Genomic DNA, 17,858 nt, shown 5'->3' on the forward strand with positions numbered 1-17,858 from the left:
CTTACCCTGCCATCAGTCGAAGATAGGAGGGTGGTGTGGCCTTCATGCCGGTGAACCCGGCCGGAAGATGCCAATAAGCCATGTGAAGCAGCCAGGAAGCCGCCCGACCTGCCTTAGCCTTCTTCAATCCCCACCAACCGCCGCCCGCGAGCAACATGCCGAGAAGGATATGCTGAGACAGGATTCCCCAGACAAATGGGATCACCATCGCCAGGAATTCATCTAGCGTCCACAGCCCGATTAGCTCGGGATCGTCTAGATGAGACGGTATGACGTACTTGTCTGCGGCCATTGCACCACCCTCCCCAAAAGCCGGCCGGATCTGCTATTCCGACCGACCGTCGGCCGTTTCAGATCGTCGCCGTGACGGTGGAGGTGACGATCGGAATGCCGGTGCCCGCGCCGACGCCGACGCCGACGGGGATCGCGATCTGGCCCATCGAGAAGCGCCCCGACGCGAGCGCGACGATGCCGCCGGCGAGCGACAGGACAGTGATGATCTTGCCGCCCGATCCCTCGAGGAAGTCGGTAAACTTCGTCAGCGCGGTGTCGAAGGTCGTGTCGGCCCCGGCGAACGCGGGACCGGCAAACATGAACAGAGCGAGCGCGAGTGCAATGAGGGCGAGGACCGCCAGCTCCGCACGACCGCTGTACTTGAGGACAGACTGCATGAGAGTTTCCCTTCAATCGGAACGCGATTGATCCCGCGCCCAAGAGAAAGGTGATCGCGCCGAACGACGGTCGGCAACCAAGTTTCCGGATCACGCGTTTCGACGATGGTTTTTTTCGGCGCTTCAAACCGCCCGCCCCGGATGACGGGGCGCGCCTCCCCGGATTTCGGGGCGAGCCGCCCCTTGCATCGGGCCGCCGCGCCCTGCAGTTTAGGGCAGGCTGCCCCAGGATTCGATAGTTGCGGGATAATTGAAGTTGTCGCCAAATCGGACTATTTTAGTACATCAGGATCGTGGATCGCCGAGCGAACCCGACCGGCCTGCCGGAAGCGACGTCAGCCGATCGGATGAAGAATTGTCTGGTGGAGGCGCAATGACGGGAGACTCACTCCGCTATACGCTGGATATATCCGAGCACCTGTTCCTGCTGACGACGGAAAGTCTTCGTCTGCGGTCCAACGAGGTGAAGCGTTACCAGACGCTTGCAAACCTGATCGACGACACGATCAGCATCGACACTCAGATTGATGATCACTCTGCCGAAACGATCCTCGAGCATTTGGCGGCCATTCCAACGGACGGCAATATCCGGATCGACCTTCGCATCACGAAAACCAGCGCCGACAGCTTTGGAGAGGTCAAGCAGCGCCTTTCCGAAAAGCTCGGTTCAAATGTCAGCATCGGCGATGCGCTCTCCGTTCTGCTGTTTCACTACGTTGTCGGGCAGAAGGCCACCCGCATACTTAACCGGCTCGGGCTGGACTCCGTAGAGGAAGGCACAAGACCAGCAACGAGCGATCAAGTGGCCCGCGAGAACGTCTTCCCCCTAAGATAGTTGCAGCCCCTCCTTGCTGCTCTTGGATAAGGGTTTGAAGAGCTTGCTAACTCAACATGTCTGTGGTTCGTTTGGAGAATGACGACAGAAGAGGGGCAACGGCTTGTCATCCCTTGCCAGAATCGAGGTCCAAGAGGACGGCTGTAGTTCCACTAACAGCCGGCACCGGGACTTCATCCCGCTGATCCTGGAGGCGATGGCCGAACAAAACGTCGGTCAGCGCAAGCTGGCGCTCAAGTCTGGCATCAGCAAGACGCGGCTCGGGCTTCTGCTCCACAGCGATCCGGGCAAGCGGGCGACCATGTCGCTAATCGAATTCCAGCAGATCCTCGACTCTCTCGGCATCAACATCGTTCAGGCGATCATCGCGGTTGAAACGTTCCAGGACCAAGCCCTATTCCATGACGAGCGTTTCTCCACGTCGCTCGCGATGCTCACCGAGTTGTTCAAAGGCCTTCCCGGAATGCTCGTGTCCGCCCTCGACGAGATCGAAGGTATGGACGGAACGGAGGTCCGCAAGGAGTGGGCCGGCCCATTGCGACAGGCCGTCATCGAGAAGCTGGTAAAGGAGGTGACGGCGGTAATGGCGCGGCGCGAGCACCTCACCCAGATTTCCAACCTCGGTCTGTAGCGGAGGTCGGGCGTCAGCCGGGAGCGTCGCTGCACCCCTCAGTATGACGAGACGGTTGCCGTCCGACCGAAGGTCTGTGGCAGCGCCGGGGCCCCCGGGGCGGAGGCTGTTTGGATCGTCGCGACCCTCGATAGTCCGGCCAGTCTGCGCCAGTTCAAAAGCACGTTGTCGACGTAGGATTGGGTTTCGGCGATCCGCGGCAACATGCCATTCCGCACGCGGCCGGGACCGGCATTGTATGCCGCCAGCGCTAGGTGAACCTGGCCGAACTTGTCCAACTGCTGGCGGAGATAGCGAGCGCCGCCACGCAGGTTCTGCTCGACATCGTAGCGATCGACCCCAAGCCCGACCGCGGTATCGGGCATCAACTGCGTAAGCCCGAACGCGTTCTTTGCCGAGATAACGTCCGCTTTGTATCGGCTTTCCCGAATGATCAGCGCGTCGAAAAGGCCGACTGGAATGCCATACTCACAGGCGATCGCGCTCATCATTCCGTAATAACCGAACCGCCGACCCTCGGCCTCTAGGCCGAGAAACCCGGAGGGCCGATAGCCGCCCGCCGCACAGCCCGGGACGAATCTGGTTGCCGCGGCAGTGAAGGCGAGTCCTCCCTGCATCCAGCGGGGGATGTTGATCGGCGGCGGCGGCAGTATGTAATTCGGCTGTTGGGAAGGTCCGATATCGGCGGTGCCGACGCGGGCGAACGGGTCCTGGTCGGCGGCGGCCCTCGGCGGCGGCGTTGTAGAAGACGCGAAGCTGTTGGCCATCTCGAACTCGACCCAGCGACGACTAAGGTCGTGGGTCCGGAAGGCCTCGGGAGTGGGCTCCGGCGCAATGGGGTTGTGCGAGGTTTCAGGACTGTCACCTTCGGTCGCCAAGCTGCCGTCTGCCGGCGTACGCGTCGGCAATCTGGTCGAATCCATGACGATGAGCTGGACCGTCCTGGCCGACTGCGGCCGGCGTGCCTCAGCTGGTCCGGAGCAGGTAACCGCCAATGAGAGCGCCGCACATTCGAGCACAATCGAGCGCATTTTAGATCTCCGATGCCTCCGTTTCGAAAAGTTGAGATCAAGCAGATTGAACTTGTCAATCCTGCGCGCTGGCGAAAGCATTGCTTTGGATTGGCTGAGGCAGGCTCATTCATGTGGTTGATTGATCGCAATAGTGACGGGTTCAGCGCAGCCCGAATTCCACTCCCCGCCCTGCTCCATTCGGCGTTGGTGCGTTGGTACACGGGCGACGGCTCGAGGCGCGATGAAGAAGCCGGCATCCTGCTGGTGCAACAGGCCCGCATCGGCGAGAAATGGATCGCCTGCGATTGTCTTGGGAGCAGTTGCAAGCCCCCGATCCTCACCCCAGCCTTCCTGTCGGAAGCTGAGACATACTACCTACGCCGCCTGACAGGATCGCTTCGACCGGAGCATCTGTCCACTTGCCCGTTCTTTCGCGATCAGGCGACGAACCGGATTAGCCAAGTCCGCAGCCCCGATACCCCCGCCGATCCGCCGGGCGGCTATTTCGAGGTCTTGCGACCCGCTCCCGAGCAGCTCGCGCAACGGCCGGACGGCGAGAGCAATGACGATCGCACCCGCGCCGCATCAGTGCCGAGGCTCGCGCGCCTCCTCTGGCGTATGTTGGACGTTTCGGGTCTGGCCATTGCCCCGCCGATCCTTGACGAGCCAGCCGAACGTTCGATTGCCCAGGAATTCAGAGCGCTGAGTGCGGCGGCGGGGAAGCTCGAGATAGCGCCGGGGGTCGAACTCGGCCGCGCCCTGTGGACGCACGCCGACGCGCTTCACAGCCGACGCGCCTACGCTGTCATCCGGAGCCTCGCGCGGGGCTGGCCGCGCGGCCACGCTCCTCAAGGGTTCCTCACGGTTTTCGCGCAAAAGGTAAGCGGGTCGACTATCTACCCCGCCGGCGCCGGACCCATCACTGTTGCTAACCGGGTTCAATCCCCGTCGGTGCGTGGCAACCCTGTCAAAGGGCCGTTCCTGGTTATCGTCGTCATCGGCGAATACCCGGAAGCGCACGGCTATGCCCCGCTTCGCGCGTACGCTCAGCCCATATTTTCCGGCAACCGCTTTGTCCCGGTCGAGTCCGAGCTGGAACGCGGCGTGCTTCGGACGCTCTTCGACATTCGTTGGACGCTCCACCGGGACGGCATCGATGTTGCCATCGAGAAGCCTATCTTCGACCGCTTAACACCGCTTGGTTCCTGCCGACCCGATTTTCTGCTCGAGGCCAGATCGCGGAATACCGGCGAGATCAGGCGCCTCGTCGTCGAGGCGTCCGGGCTCCGACCATCGGACGCGGCCGCTCGCCGGCGATTGGCCCAGATCGCTCCGGTCGTCGCGCTCTCACCGAAGGATATTGAAACCGGGCAGGCCTGCTCGATGTTGGTAGATGCCCTGCGTGATTGACGGAGATGACGGCAGCCTCAGGCCCAGGACAAAGTGGCCGCGAAGGATCCTACAATCATCAATGTCACCGGGGTCGACAGCAGATATCGCTTTTGCCAACGCCACCACGTCTTCGGCATGAAACGCACGACATCGCCGGCCGAACTCAATCCCGCCCAGGCCCGCTCGCGGTAAAGCTCAGTGACCGAAATTATGACCGAAACGATCACCGCGATCCCACAGCAGAGGCCAGTTGCCGCATAAATCGCCAGCCAGTTCGAAACTTCGATCGGTGACAGTGTTGCCATGCGATAGCTCCGGTCGTGCGGTTTGCGCGGCGCACAGCATAGCCTGTCACGGCGCATTGCCCAAACGGACACATGAGCCAAATGGTTCACGCCGAACGGTGTTGCCTTACTTTAGCAATGCTCGGGCAACGTCGCCATAGTGCTGAGGATGTATGTGATCGTTCGTTGCAAATCGTCCAAGATCGATGGACTCGTCACCAAAGGCTACGGCGACCTTGTTGACCAAGGAGGCGACTTGGCGCGAATAGGGGAGCAGCCAGATCGCCCGCCGCGTTGTAATCGATGTCCTTATCTTAAAGAGGTTGTCGGCGAGTTTGGCCCCCGGACTATCGTTGGAGCCGATCGCAAGAATGGAAGCTCCATAGCGCTTGGCCGGCTTTCGCCACGCCAGAATTTGCGCTGCGGTGGCGCGTTCGGCGGCAATAACATCACAGCGGATTGCATACTGCGCGACGAGCGCTGTCGCAGTCCCAACCCCAGTGCTATCACCCAGTATCAGGCACTCGAACATCGCCATACCTCACAGTCATTCCGAGGACTACGTCTGTTCAGCTGGCTGCATCATCCGTGTCGCCCGGCCTCATTCACGAGGCTCAGGGGCAACGGAATCGATGAACGCTTCAAGCAGCGAAAGATCGGCTTCAGCCATGATGTACGAATTACGGTCATCGGCGAAGAACCGTTGAAGACGCTCGTTCTCTGAAAGAATAGTCTCGCCATGCTCTTCATCGAACTGCTCTGGCCAATGGAGCTCGACAAAGCTCATCAGAGCTGACGCCGCCGCCGCCTCATCGTCGTGAATCGTGATGCTCTGAGTGCCTCGGAAAGTGGCCACTAGAACCGTGATGGTCATGTCCAGCCTCGCTATAACTGTGGATTGACGTCGAGGCCGGACCCTGCCGTCTCGAGCCCGTCAGCAATCGAGCTCCCCGAGGAGGGCTATGGTTCTTGTTCGGCTGCATTTGCGTCGACGGGGCTAGCTCGCTGAACCAATCTTGCCGCGATCCTTGTCCTGTCAGCTTGTGGGCATAGGATAACTCGACGGACGATGCAGCGTCGGATCCCGGCACCATCTCGAAGCGGGCGTCACCCATCGTCTCTCTACGAGGCCCCGGGAGGATGCCCGGAAAAGGACAGACATCGTTGAACAGCGTTCGGTGTTTGCGCTCAAGGTAGCCATCAGCGCTACACCGGAACTTCATTGGGCTCATGCAAGCAAAGTCACCATCGGAAGGCCGAAGGCGGCTTATCCGTCGTTCTAGCCCACAGTAAGGAAGCCGACGGAGTGACAACGACTGATGTCCTGATTGCCCGTGCCAGATCATTGATGGGACACTTCTTCGTTCGTTGAGGGGCGCAGCCCAGCGAGAAGGATAGTCTGTCAAGGGATGGATCGGAAGAGCTGCGGCGTTCCACTTCATGCAACACAGTTCAGCACTTCGCGGACCTAAGAAGCACTACCGCAGCCCATAGCTCTGGAGTAGGAGGTCGTGTGTCGTAGTGCATCGGGCGCGCACGCCAAGCAGGTCAATGCGGAGGGAGTCGATGTTCTATTCGGCTACGGGGTCGCGGCAACGTCCGAGAGTAGAGGTATTCGCTGCTATAAAGCTCTTCTGTCGGCGCCGCGTCATTGGCTAAGACTTACGGATGATCCGTGAACAGACTGCGGAATTGGCGGTGCCTCATTCACTGTTCTCCAGGATGCCCTCCAAACCTCGATCCCAATAGGGTTGTCCACCAAATCTGTTGACGAGCCAGTCCATGAAGATCCTCACCTTTGGTGCCAGTTCACGCGAACTCGGGTACAGCGCCCAAAGCGTCTGTGTCGAGACGAGCGGGTACTCGGGAAGGGCTGGTACTAGGGCGCCAGATCGAAGCTCGTCGGCCGCGCACCAGGTGGCCATAAGAGCGATACCGAGCCCCGCACAGGCCGCATCTCTCACGGCACCGCCGTCATTGATCCGCACAGTTGGGGTCACGCGGTGCTGAATCCGCTCTCCCCCTTTTCCTCGGAAGGTCCAGAGATCGAGCGTGCCGACAACGAGGCAGGCGTGTTCTGCGAGGTCGTCGGGCGTGTTCGGACGCCCGTGGCGCTCTATATATTCCGGCGATGCGACGAGCACCCGTTTATCTGGAGCGAGCCGCCGCGCGACGAAGGACGAGTCACTGAGTTCTGCATAGCGCACCGCCACATCGAAGGCACCTTCGACGAGATCGACAACGCTGTCCGAGATGCGCATGTCGAGCGCCAAATCGGGATATTGACTGCAGAAGTCGCGCAAACCTGGCACAATGTGCATGCGCGCGAAGGATGCTGGAGCCGCCACCCTCAGGGTACCACGCGGTGCGGCTTGCTCCCGTCCGAGCGCGGCGCGAGCAGCCTCTGCTGCGTTCACGACGTGCTCTGCATGCGGCAGGAACGCAAGGCCATCCTCAGTCAAGGTCGCCTGCCGCGTTGTGCGGTGAAGAAGCCGAGCTCCAAGTTTTCTCTCGAGCGCCGCCAGTCTGGCGCTCGCCCCCGCCGGCGTAATGCTCAAATCGCGGGCCGCTGCGCTGATGCTCTGGAGCTGAGCGATGCGCACGAAGAGGTTCAGGTCGTTCACGTCCATCGCGTCGCTTTCAATGTTTTATTGAAACTGATCCTAAATCAGGCCGACTACCGAGAGCAACCGGGCTAAACCAAATAGGCGACATCCAAACTGGGTCCCGGGCCATGAAGCCCGGCAACCTCTCCTCGAAAGGATATCGTGATGACCAAGACCATGAAGGCAGCTGTCCTCACCCGCTTTGGCGGCCCGGACTCGTTCGAGCTCCGCGATGTCGCCGTGCCGGAAGTCGGCCCGCGCCAGGTGCGGGTGCGAGTGCACGCCACCGCCGTCAATCCGCTCGATTACCAGATTCGCCGCGGCGACTATACAAACTATGTCCCGTTGCCCGCGATCATCGGCCATGACATCTCCGGCGTGATCGAAGAGCTTGGCTCGGACGTTCACGAGTTCGCGGTGGGCGATGAAGTATATTACACACCAAAGATCTTCGGTGGCGCGGGCTCCTATGCCGAGCAGCATGTCGCCGATGTTGAGCTGGTCGGCCGCAAGCCCAAGAATCTCACCCACCTTGAGGCGGCGAGCCTGACGCTGGTCGGCGGCACGGTCTGGGAAGCGTTCGTCCAGCGCGCGCAACTGCAGGCTGGGGAAACGATCCTGATACACGGCGGCGCGGGCGGCGTCGGTACGATCGCCGTCCAGGTGGCCAAGGCGCTCGGTGCGCGGGTGATCACGACGGCGCTTGCTCGCGATCACGATTTCGTGCGCTCGCTCGGCGCGGACGAGGCGATCGACTTTACCGCGGAGGACTATGTGGAAGCGGTTGCCCGGTTGACCGACGGTGCGGGCGTGAACGTCATCTTTGATACGATCGGCGGCGACACGCTCACGCGAAGCCCGCTTGCCCTAGCCGATGCCGGACGTGTGGTCAGCCTGGTCGATATCGCGCAGCCGCAGAACCTGATCGAGGCCTGGGGCAAGAACGCGGCTTATCACTTCGTGTTCACTCGCCAGAACCGCGGCAAGCTCGACGCGCTCACTGACCTTGTCGAGCGCGGCTTGGTCAAGCCCGTGATCGGCGCCACCCTGCCGCTCGCGCGCATGGGCGAAGCGCATGAGCTGCTGGAAAACGGCTCGGCGCGAGGCCTGCGCGGTAAGGTCGTGATCGACGTGTCTGGTGAAGCGGGCGCCTAGCTCGCCGCCTGAGACGTCGCGTGGACGGCCGGGGGCCCCCTCCCCCTCCCCCGGCCGTCCACAACCAAAGGAAAGAGAGATGATCATTGCCCCTTCGCAGGCCGAGCGCGTCGGCCCGACCGCTTTTGGCCGCGGCTATGCGTCCATGTTCGCGCCAGAGAAGCTGAGCATCGGCGTCTATTTTCCGATCGAGGCGTTCGATGGTCCGGAGCCGGCGATGCTCGATCAAATCCAGCTTGCTCAACAAGCGGAGCGCCTCGGCTTTTCTGCGCTTTGGGCGCGCGATGTGCCCCTGAATGACCCCAACTTCGGCGATCTCGGCCAGCTCTATGACCCCTTTGTCTGGCTGGCGACAATCGCGGCGCGTACCAGCAGCATCGCGCTTGCCACCGGTGCGGTCATCCTGCCGCTCCATCACCCGATCGACGTCGCGAAGGCCGCGGCATCGCTCGACGATCTGTCCGGCGGACGGTTCGTGTTTGGCGTCGCTTCGGGCGACCGCCCGGTCGAGTATCCGGCCTATGGTCGTGATCCGGACCTGCGCGGCGAGCTTTTCCGCGACGCGTTCGACTATACGGAAGCGCTGCTGACGAAGCGGTTCCCGTTCCACGCGTCAACGCATTACGGCCAGCTCGCGGGCGGCGGCGACCTGGTGCCAAAGCCGCTGTCGCCCCGGCTGCCCACCCTGATCACCGGCCAGAGCCAACAATCACTGGAATGGATTGCGCAGCGGAGCGACGGCTGGCTCACCTACCCGCGCGACGTGGTCAAGCAAGCGCAGGTCGCATCGAACTGGCGGGACGCGCTCGAGCGCGCCGGGGTTGGGTTCAAGCCAATCGCGCAGTCGCTTTATGTCGATCTTGCCGAGGATCCGGACGCGCCGCCAAGCCCCATCCATCTCGGTTATCGGCTCGGCCGGCGGCGGCTGGTCGATCTGTTCGGGGACCTGCGCTCGATCGGGGTCAACCACGTCGCGCTGAACCTTAAGTTCAGCCGGCGACCCGTCGCCGATGTTCTCGAAGAGATCGGAAGCGAAGTCGTTCCGCATTTCAGCATTTGCGGCGCGCAATGAGGCGCGATTCTAAGGCAAACCATCAAATTCGGAGATAGAGACATGAAAGCTGTTGGATACAAAGTTCCCGGGCCGATTGATGCTGAGGCATCGCTGGTCGATATAGATCTTCCCGAGCCATCGCCCACCGGCCACGACCTGCTGGTGGAGGTGAAGGCGATTTCGGTGAACCCGGTCGATTACAAGGTTCGCCGCAGCACGGCGCCACAAGACGGCGAGTGGAAGGTGCTGGGCTATGACGCTGCCGGCATCGTGCGTGCCGTGGGCCAGGACGTGAGCCTGTTCCAGCCGGGCGACGAGGTCTTCTATGCCGGATCGATTACGCGCTCGGGCACCAATGCCGAGTTGCATCTGGTCGATGAGCGGATCGTCGGCAGGAAGCCGGCCTCGCTCGATTGGGGCGAGGCCGCCGCGCTACCGCTGACGACGCTGACGGCTTGGGAAGCGTTTTTCGACCGTCTCGACGTGTCCAAGCCGGTGCCGGGGTCGGCGCCGGCCATCCTGATCATCGGCGGTGCCGGTGGCGTCGGATCGGTCGCAGTGCAGATCGCCCGTCAGCGCACCGACCTGACGGTCATTGCGACCGCTTCGCGCCCCGAGACGCAGGACTGGATCAAGGCGCTGGGCGCGCATCACGTCGTCGATCACTCGATGCCGCTGGCTCCGCAGATCGAGGCGCTCGGCATCGGTGCGCCGGCGTTCGTCTTTTCGACGACCCATACGGGCGAGCATGTCGCCGACATCGTCGAACTGATCGCGCCGCAGGGCCGGCTTTGCCTGATCGACGATCCGGCGGGCTTCGACGTCATGTCGTTCAAGCGCAAGGCGGTGTCGATCCACCATGAGCTGATGTTCACGCGGTCGATCTATGGCACGCCCGACATGGCCGAGCAGGGCCGCATCCTGAACGAGGCGAGCGCACTGGTCGATGCGGGCAAGCTGCGCACCACGCTGACCGAGCGCCTGTCGCCGATCAATGCCGTCAATCTCAAGCACATTCACGCGCTGCTCGAGAGCGGCAAGGCGCGAGGCAAGATTGTCGTCGAGGGCTTCTGAACGACGCACCCGGATGCCCGACACGACCCGCTCATCGACCAGCAAATCAACAGCCGAGTCGGCGCGCCACCGCGTTGCTGATTCTGCGACGCTTTGGAACGTTTTGGCCGACTAGTGCCTGCCATCGGCTTAGGCCAAAAACTACAGAAGGACGGTTCCTATTCGACTGAACACCCGAGCAAGGACTAGTTGCCATGCCAGCATATCATCAAGGGGCGGATCTCGGTCGATCCTCTAGCCAACCTCGCCGTTGTCGTCTCTGATGTCTGGGCCCGAAGTTGGTCTTGTCATCAACCCAGTCGCAGGGATGGGCGGGCGAGTTGGTCTGAAGGGTACGGATGGACTCAACATCCTTCAAGAAGCACGACGACGCTGCGCGAGACCCGCAGCACAGGATCGCGCGCTTGCAGCGCTCGCGCGTCTAAGGGAGATATCAGGACTGCGCATCCTGACTGCCGCAGGTGAAATGGGCGAAGCAGCGGCGCGCTCTACCGGGTTTGATGTCACGGTGATCCACCACGCGGATCAGGAACAGACAAGCGCGACCGACACCGCCAATGCCGCAGCGATAATGGCAGATCGTGGTGTCAGCCTGATCCTGTTCGTCGGCGGCGATGGCACCGCGCGCGATGTGCTCAGCGCAACCTGTGATCGCGTGCCGCTGCTTGGCGTACCGGCAGGCGTGAAGATGCACTCCGCGGTGTTCGGCACGACGCCGGCCAATGCCGGGCATCTCGCGGCACTGTTCCTTGCCCGCCACCCAAGCGCGCGACTGCGCGACGCAGAGGTGATGGACCTCGACGAGGACGCGATCCGAGCCGGCCGGGTATCGGCGCATCTCTATGGCTATGCGCGCAGCCCATATGAGCGCCGCCTCGTTCAGAATGCCAAGGCCGGCTCCGTGCCTGGCGAGAATGAGGCGCTCGACGCGGTGGCCCGGCAAGTGGCAGCACAAATGCGGCCCGACCATCTCTATATCCTGGGTCCGGGCACCACCACGCGTCGCGTCGCGGACGCGCTGGGCATCCCCTCGACACTGCTCGGCGTCGATGCCGTCCTGAACGGCGAGGTGATCGGCCTCGATCTCGACGAGCAGGCGCTGCTGCGCGCGATGGAAGGGCGCGAGACCGAGATCATCGTCGGGGTGCTCGGTGGCCAGGGCAGCCTGTTTGGACGCGGCAATCAGCAAATCAGCGCGGAAGTGATCAGGCGCGTCGGGAGGCATCGGATCCAAGTGATCTCGACCGTCCAGAAGTTGATCGCCTTGTCCACCGGCGCGCTGCAGGTCGACACCGGTGATCCGGAGATGGACGCGATGCTTACGGGTCACCTTCTCGTTCTCACCGGCCCCGGCCGCACCACGCTCGTTCGAGTTCAAGCCTGACCAATCCCTTATGAAGGAGCTTCGTCCATGCGAGACGTTTCAGCCCACCCCTATATGGCCAATTCGGTCCCCGCGATTCAGCAGGAGATGCTGGATTCAATCGGGGTTGCCACCGTCGAGGAACTGTTTGTCCAGATCCCCGAGGACCACCGTCTGTCGCGCCCGCTCGACCTTCCTCCGGCTTTAAGCGAGCGGGAGCTGCGGCGGCACCTCATCGAGACCCTTTCGAAGAACAGCACTACCGAGGATAATCTAAGCTTCCTTGGCGCTGGCATCTGGCAGCATCACGTTCCGGCGGCGGTGGACGAGATCGTCCGCCGCAACGAATGGCTTACCTCCATCTATGGCGAGCCCAGTTCTGACCATGGTCTCTACCAGGCATGGTTTGAGTTCTGCAGCCAGCTTGGCGAGTTGCTGAACCTCGACCTGGTCGGCATGCCCGTGCGTAGTTGGGGCACCGCCGCCGGCCACGCCCTTCGAATGGCGGCCCGGCTTACCGGCCGCAACGAAGTGGCGGTCGTTCGCGCGATCGATCCGGAGCGGCTGTCGATCATCCGCAACTATTGCGAACCGCCGGAGATGGCGAACCACATAGCCATCCGCCTCGTTGACTACGATCCAGCGACTGGGTTGATCGATCTCGAGGCTCTGCGGGCCGCAGTTGGCCAGCAGACAGCAGCCGTCTATTTCGAAGTGCCGTCCTACCTCGGCGTGATCGACCACCAGGCCGCCGAGATCGCCGCCATCGCCCGCGCGGCCGGTGCCGAGACCATCGTGGGGGTCGACCCGATCTCTCTGGGCGTGCTTTCCGCGCCGTCCGCCTACGGTGCCGACATAGCCGTTGGCACCATTCAGCCCCTGGGCGTCCACCTCCATGCCGGCGGCGGGGTCGGCGGTTTCATCGCGACGCGCGATGAGCCTCGCTACGCCGGGGAGTATCCGACGCTGTTCATCAGTATCGCCGAGACCATCAAGCCAGGCGAGTACGGGTTCGGGCGCGCCCTGCTCGAGCAGTCGTCCTACGACCAACGTGAAAAAGGCAAGGACTGGATCGGTCACTCCGTTTACATGTGGTCGGTCGCTGCGACCGCCTACATGGCGATGATGGGGCCGCAGGGCTTCGTCGAGATCGGCGAGATCATCCTGCAACGCGCCCACTTTGCCGCGAGCCGCCTCGGTGGTCTCAAAGGCGTCCGGATCACCTTTCCCTCGGGCTTCTTCAAGGAATTCGTCGTCAACTTCGACGACACCGGAAAGAGCGTCTCCGAGATCAATGACGCCCTGCGCGCCGAAGGCATCTTCGGCGGCCATGACCTTTCCTCCGACTTCGCGGAACTCGGCCAGAGCGCACTCTACTGCGTCACCGAGGTCCACACCCATTCGGATATCGAGCGCCTGGTCGGCGCCCTTCAGAAGGTGATCGCACGATGAGCGTCGAACTCAAGCAATACCAGGCGCCCGTCTGGAACGAGCCCGTCATCCTTGACATGGGGTATCCCGGTCGCCGCGGTGTGCTCTTCGCGCCGGTGGAACCCGAGATCCGGCAGCATGTCGGCGACGCGTCGGACCTGATCCCCTCCGCCATGCGCAGGCAGGACAGACCGGCCCTGCCCGAGCTGTCGGAACCCGAAGTTCTCTACCACTATCTGCGCCTCTCTCAGCAGACGCTCGGCATGATGGGCATAAGCCTCTTCGGCACCTGCACCATGAAGTACAACCCCCAGATCAACGAAGCGATGGCCTGGCGCCCCGAGATCACGGAGCTCCATCCGCTGCAGCATGAAGACACCATGCAAGGCGCGCTCGAGATCGTGCACAAAATGGATCTGATGCTGCGCGAATTGTCGGGGATGGACCAGTTCGTGTTCCAGGCCGGCGGCGGGTCCGAGGCAGCCTTTACGAACTGCGCGGTGACACGCGCCTATCACGCCTCAAAGGGCGAGCTCGAACAGCGCGACGAAGTCATCGTGACGATCCAGACCCACCCCTGCAATCCGGCCACCGCCGCAGCGGCCGGGTTCAAGGTCATCACCTTGATGCTCGATGAGAACGGCTACCCGTCGCTCGACGCGCTCAAAGCGGTGGTGTCCAACCGCACCGCTGCAATCATGGTCAACAATCCCGATGACATGGGCGTCTACAATCCCGAGATGAAGGAATGGGTGCGCATCGTTCACGAAGCGGGCGGTCTGGCCTTCTACGACGCCGCCAACTTCAACGGCACCATGTCGAAACTCCGCGCTCGCGAGATTGGCTTCGACGCCTGCATGTTCATGCTGCACAAGACCTTCGGCGCGCCGAAGAGCGGCGTCGGCGGACCCGCGACCGGCGCCTATGGGTGCTCCGCTGAACTGGCGCCGTTCCTGCCGTCGCCTTTGGTCGTGCGCGATGGCGACCGCTATCGCCTGGACGCCGACCGGCCCCAGAGCGTCGGCAAGATCCGGGAGTTCCTGGGCAATGTTCAAGTTGTGCTGAAGGCCTACGCATGGACCCGCTCGATGGGCGCGGAAGGCATTGCGCAAGCATCCGACATCTCGGTCCTGTCCAACAACTACATGGAGAAAGGCCTGCTCGCCATCCGTGGCGTGACCCGCTCACATCCCGAAGCCACGACGCCGAGGATGGAGATGACGCGTTACTCGTTCCAGAAGATGAAGGAGGAGACGGGGGTCGACATCCACGACGTACAGAACCGGATGTCTGACTTCGGGATCGACCCGTTGTGGGCGAGCCACGAGCCCTGGTTGTTGCCCGAACCTTTCACGCCGGAAGCCGGCGAGATGTACGGCAAGGAGGCGCTCGATCAATGGATCGCCGTGATCGCTCGCATCTCCGACGAGGCCTACTCGGATCCGGAACTCGTCAAGACTTCGCCTCATAATCAAGCAGTCCACCGCCTGAAGCCTGGTATGATCGACGATCCTTCCAGTCGGGCCATGACGTGGCGCGCCTTCAAGCGAAAGATGGTCACAAATGGCTAGGACAAAACCATTCAGACAAACTGTACCCCTTCACAGACCCGAGTAAGGATAGTTGTCATGTCAGCCTATGTCGTTTTTATGCGAGACGAGATGGTCGATCGCGTTGAGTTCGAAGAATACGCCGCCAAGGTTGATGCGAGCTTCGAAGGGCATAACGTGAAGTTCCTCGCCGACTACGGCACGATCGAGACGTTGGAAGGCGCCGAGATCGAGGGTGCGGTCATCCTTGAATTTCCGGATATGGACGCGGCCCGGGCTTGGTATCGCAGTCCCGAATATCAGGCGACCGCACAGCATCGCTTCCAAGGCGCGCGCTATCGCGGCTTTATCGTCGAGGGACCGTAGCGCCACTCGGCTCCACGTATCAATCCTTGCAAATAGGTAGATTGTGTTCGTTCTACGCAAGCCGCGTGTACTAGCTCTCTCGCCTTCAACACCAATTGAGATTGAGCAAAGGCAAAGACCATGGCCGACACGATGAAGGCGATCGTTCTCGAGAAATTCGGTGGCTTCGACGCGTTCCAGCTGCGCGACGTTCCTGTCGAATCCGTCGGATCCCGGCAGGTCCGGGTGCGCGTTCACGCCACCGCACTGAACCCGCTGGACTATCAGATCCGGCGTGGCGACTATTCCGACTATGTCCCGCTGCCCGCCATCATCGGTCACGACGTTTCCGGTGTCGTGGAGGAGAAGGGGTCGGACGTCACCGAATTCAATGTGGGCGACGAGGTTTACTACACGCCCAAGATCTTCGGCGGCTCCGGCTCGTATGCCGAGCAGCACGTTGCCGATGTCGACCTGGTCGCCCGCAAGCCGAGCAACATCGGCCATCTGGAGGCCGCCAGCCTGACGCTGGTTGGAGGCACGGTCTGGGAGGCTTTGGTGAGCCGTGCCCAGCTTGCCGTTCACGAGACCATCCTGATCCACGGCGGTGCCGGCGGTGTAGGAACGATAGCGATCCAGCTTGCCAAGGCGATCGGTGCGAGGGTCATCACGACGGCACGCTCCAGCAACCATGATTTTGTGCGGTCGCTCGGCGCGGACGAGGTCATCGACCACACCTCTGATGACTATGTCTCGGCGGTGGCGGATCTGACGCAGGGGAACGGGGTGAACGTCGTATTCGACACGATCGGCGGCGACACCCTGACGAGGAGTGCGGTCGCCCTTGCAGATGCCGGACGGGTGGTCAGCATCGTCGACATCGCACAGCCGCAGAACCTGATCGAGGCTTGGGGAAAGAACGCCGCCTACCATTTCGTCTTCACCCGCCAGAACCGGGGCAAGCTCGACGCGCTGACCACCCTTGTCGAACGCGGCCTGATCAAGCCGGTGATCGGTGCGGTCCTGCCTCTGGCTCGCATAGGCGAAGCGCATGAACTGCTCGAAGGCGGCGGCTCGCGTGGGCTCCGAGGAAAGGTGGTGATCGATGTCGTGGGCCAGACAGTCGAGCTTCCCGCAGGATCATAGTTCTGTGCATACGATATCGGGGTGTTCCCCCGACAGCATCGAGTAACGCGGATCCAAGGACGTTCTCTCGGCCGGTATCTGATCGGGTTTGGAGAACGCCCTCATAGTGAGCAGGGTCATCTCGTTTTTGTCGCAACATAGCGGAGGCCGTCCATCAGCAGGGTTTCCTGTTGCCGGCCGACTGGGGCTTTCGTTCGGGGTCTCACCGAAGCTGGCTACCGCATATTCGTCACCCTTCCGCGTGCGGGTCGCTCTCGGCCCATTCGCGGTACATCAGCCGATTGCTAGGAAGGCTTGGATCGAGAACTTTGTGGGCTGTTTCCGCACCCGCGATCGGCAAGCCGCCCGGCTCCAGCAGCCCCGCCTGGACGAGCACTGACGCCTGATCCCAGTAGATATGCTCATGCGCAAGCTTCCCATCCCGGAAACGCGCAACGATGACGGCGGCCACCTCGATACGCTTGTTGGTCGGCGCGACTCCCGGCAGAAAGTAGTCCATCCGCCGATCGTGTGTGAACCTGACAACCATTTCGTCCACGAGCGTATCGCGGCCGACAGTTCGGCTAACCGGCGTCAGCTCCATGTCATTCGGTTGCACTGTGATGAAATGGTGCGCGTAGAAGCGGCGCAATTGCTCGGCCCCGAAGCCACCCGTCATCGTCGGGACATGATTGACGTAAGGCTCATCGACCATGGTGGACATCGTGGTGTCGACATCCTTCGCGATCAACTCTGCACCGAGATGCTGTTCCCACAAGGCGACAAGATCGCTTTCTTCCATGTACCACCTGAAGAATGATTTGGAGACAAGGGCGCCCATTCACCTAGGAGACCGACCCCAACGTTACGATGAAGGCCGCCTGGAGCGCCTTGGGCGGTCGCGCGAGAGCCCGTGACACGGGCCACAGCGCGACCGCCTGTTCAGTTGTGCGTCAATACGGCCGCGGTGAGCGGCGACACTCCCGACGATCCGGTTTGCGGTCACAACGCTGCCGCCGCGCGCGCTCGGCCATGATTTGGCCGTCCTTGGCGATCTGTGAGGTGAGCGCCATCTCTTCCAGCGTTTTCTGCTGCTTGAAGTCCCGTCGGCGCTGCTGCTCCAGCATGCAGTTGCTGTATTCGGGCGTGCCATAGCTCGACCCGAAGCTGGCGCAGGTACGCGCGTCCTCGCGGTGCTTGCGGCTCTGAGCATGCGCGGGACTTTCGGCAACGCAAAGAGCTGCGATCGCGAGCAGGCCGATCGACATCAGCGCCGGGCGCGTCCTAGCGAAATGGCTTTTGATCATCTCTATTCCTCTTCCGAGCTTT

The 17,858-nt window shown here is 62.0% G+C and carries 20 protein-coding genes; 11 read left to right on the forward strand and 9 right to left on the reverse strand.

Annotation, left to right across the window (positions count from 1 at the left end; all coding sequences use genetic code 11):
- Position 1: 1 nt before the first annotated feature.
- Positions 2–292: a type IV conjugative transfer system protein TraL gene (gene traL / locus CVN68_RS22295; RefSeq protein WP_100284634.1), complete on the reverse strand. Its 291-nt coding sequence runs from the start codon at positions 290–292 to the stop codon at positions 2–4.
- 58 nt (positions 293–350) lie between these two features.
- On the reverse strand, positions 351–671 hold the full coding sequence (locus CVN68_RS22300) for a TrbC/VirB2 family protein (RefSeq protein WP_100284635.1): 321 nt from the start codon (positions 669–671) through the stop codon (positions 351–353).
- Between the two features lie 373 nt (positions 672–1,044).
- Between CVN68_RS22300 and CVN68_RS22305 the strand changes: the two genes are divergently transcribed.
- Positions 1,045–1,506 (forward strand): hypothetical protein, encoded by a 462-nt coding sequence (locus CVN68_RS22305; RefSeq protein WP_199560342.1) that lies wholly within the window; start codon positions 1,045–1,047, stop codon positions 1,504–1,506.
- Positions 1,507–1,609: 103 nt separating this feature from the next.
- The gene (locus CVN68_RS22310; RefSeq protein ID WP_233503756.1) at positions 1,610–2,137 is read left to right on the forward strand and encodes an XRE family transcriptional regulator; all 528 of its coding nucleotides are present in this window, start codon (positions 1,610–1,612) and stop codon (positions 2,135–2,137) included.
- A gap of 38 nt (positions 2,138–2,175) precedes the next feature.
- Here CVN68_RS22310 and CVN68_RS22315 read toward each other — a convergent pair whose 3' ends face one another.
- A complete protein-coding gene (locus CVN68_RS22315) occupies positions 2,176–3,168 on the reverse strand; it encodes a transglycosylase SLT domain-containing protein (RefSeq protein WP_100284636.1) in 993 nt (330 codons plus the stop codon).
- A 111-nt stretch (positions 3,169–3,279) separates the two neighbouring features.
- Here CVN68_RS22315 and CVN68_RS22320 point away from each other — a divergent pair, with 111 nt between their 5' ends.
- On the forward strand, positions 3,280–4,560 hold the full coding sequence (locus CVN68_RS22320) for a hypothetical protein (protein WP_100284637.1): 1,281 nt from the start codon (positions 3,280–3,282) through the stop codon (positions 4,558–4,560).
- 17 nt (positions 4,561–4,577) lie between these two features.
- On the opposite strand, the gene CVN68_RS22325 is transcribed toward CVN68_RS22320, so the two are convergent.
- From CVN68_RS22325 to CVN68_RS22340, 4 genes are all read right to left on the reverse strand, one after another.
- The gene (locus tag CVN68_RS22325; RefSeq protein WP_100284638.1) at positions 4,578–4,847 is read right to left on the reverse strand and encodes a hypothetical protein; all 270 of its coding nucleotides are present in this window, start codon (positions 4,845–4,847) and stop codon (positions 4,578–4,580) included.
- A 106-nt stretch (positions 4,848–4,953) separates the two neighbouring features.
- Positions 4,954–5,364, reverse strand: a complete 411-nt coding sequence (locus tag CVN68_RS22330; protein ID WP_233503757.1) for a hypothetical protein — start codon at positions 5,362–5,364, stop codon at positions 4,954–4,956.
- A gap of 63 nt (positions 5,365–5,427) precedes the next feature.
- Entirely contained in the window at positions 5,428–5,700 is a 273-nt protein-coding gene (locus CVN68_RS22335; protein WP_100284639.1) for a hypothetical protein, read from the reverse strand.
- 829 nt (positions 5,701–6,529) lie between these two features.
- Positions 6,530–7,456, reverse strand: a complete 927-nt coding sequence (locus CVN68_RS22340; protein ID WP_100284640.1) for a LysR family transcriptional regulator — start codon at positions 7,454–7,456, stop codon at positions 6,530–6,532.
- A 141-nt stretch (positions 7,457–7,597) separates the two neighbouring features.
- Between CVN68_RS22340 and CVN68_RS22345 the strand changes: the two genes are divergently transcribed.
- The 8 genes from CVN68_RS22345 to CVN68_RS22380 all read left to right on the forward strand — a co-directional run bounded on the left by CVN68_RS22345 (position 7,598) and on the right by CVN68_RS22380 (position 16,550).
- A complete protein-coding gene (locus tag CVN68_RS22345; protein ID WP_100284641.1) occupies positions 7,598–8,587 on the forward strand; it encodes a zinc-dependent alcohol dehydrogenase family protein in 990 nt (329 codons plus the stop codon).
- A gap of 79 nt (positions 8,588–8,666) precedes the next feature.
- On the forward strand, positions 8,667–9,659 hold the full coding sequence (locus CVN68_RS22350) for an LLM class oxidoreductase (protein ID WP_100284642.1): 993 nt from the start codon (positions 8,667–8,669) through the stop codon (positions 9,657–9,659).
- 42 nt (positions 9,660–9,701) lie between these two features.
- Positions 9,702–10,715: a zinc-binding alcohol dehydrogenase family protein gene (locus tag CVN68_RS22355; protein WP_100284643.1), complete on the forward strand. Its 1,014-nt coding sequence runs from the start codon at positions 9,702–9,704 to the stop codon at positions 10,713–10,715.
- Positions 10,716–10,977: 262 nt separating this feature from the next.
- A complete protein-coding gene (locus CVN68_RS22360) occupies positions 10,978–12,099 on the forward strand; it encodes an ATP-NAD kinase family protein (protein WP_100284644.1) in 1,122 nt (373 codons plus the stop codon).
- Between the two features lie 27 nt (positions 12,100–12,126).
- Entirely contained in the window at positions 12,127–13,530 is a 1,404-nt protein-coding gene (gene gcvPA / locus CVN68_RS22365; RefSeq protein WP_100284645.1) for an aminomethyl-transferring glycine dehydrogenase subunit GcvPA, read from the forward strand.
- Complete coding sequence (gene gcvPB / locus CVN68_RS22370; RefSeq protein WP_100284646.1) at positions 13,527–15,080, forward strand: aminomethyl-transferring glycine dehydrogenase subunit GcvPB; 1,554 nt, start codon at positions 13,527–13,529, stop codon at positions 15,078–15,080. Before gcvPA ends, gcvPB begins: the two co-directional genes overlap by 4 nt.
- 57 nt (positions 15,081–15,137) lie before the next feature.
- Complete coding sequence (locus CVN68_RS22375) at positions 15,138–15,425, forward strand: DUF1330 domain-containing protein (RefSeq protein WP_100284647.1); 288 nt, start codon at positions 15,138–15,140, stop codon at positions 15,423–15,425.
- A 120-nt stretch (positions 15,426–15,545) separates the two neighbouring features.
- Positions 15,546–16,550, forward strand: coding sequence for a zinc-dependent alcohol dehydrogenase family protein (locus tag CVN68_RS22380; protein ID WP_100284648.1), 1,005 nt, complete (start codon positions 15,546–15,548; stop codon positions 16,548–16,550).
- A gap of 229 nt (positions 16,551–16,779) precedes the next feature.
- Here the strand turns inward: CVN68_RS22380 and CVN68_RS22385 are convergent, their stop codons facing one another.
- The gene (locus tag CVN68_RS22385) at positions 16,780–17,331 is read right to left on the reverse strand and encodes a nuclear transport factor 2 family protein (protein WP_100284649.1); all 552 of its coding nucleotides are present in this window, start codon (positions 17,329–17,331) and stop codon (positions 16,780–16,782) included.
- Positions 17,332–17,482: 151 nt separating this feature from the next.
- Positions 17,483–17,836 (reverse strand): hypothetical protein, encoded by a 354-nt coding sequence (locus CVN68_RS22390; RefSeq protein WP_100284650.1) that lies wholly within the window; start codon positions 17,834–17,836, stop codon positions 17,483–17,485.
- Positions 17,837–17,858: the final 22 nt, after the last annotated feature.

Origin of the sequence: Sphingomonas psychrotolerans, from assembly GCF_002796605.1 — a bacterium.
Taxonomy (GTDB): Bacteria; Pseudomonadota; Alphaproteobacteria; order Sphingomonadales; family Sphingomonadaceae; genus Sphingomonas; species Sphingomonas psychrotolerans.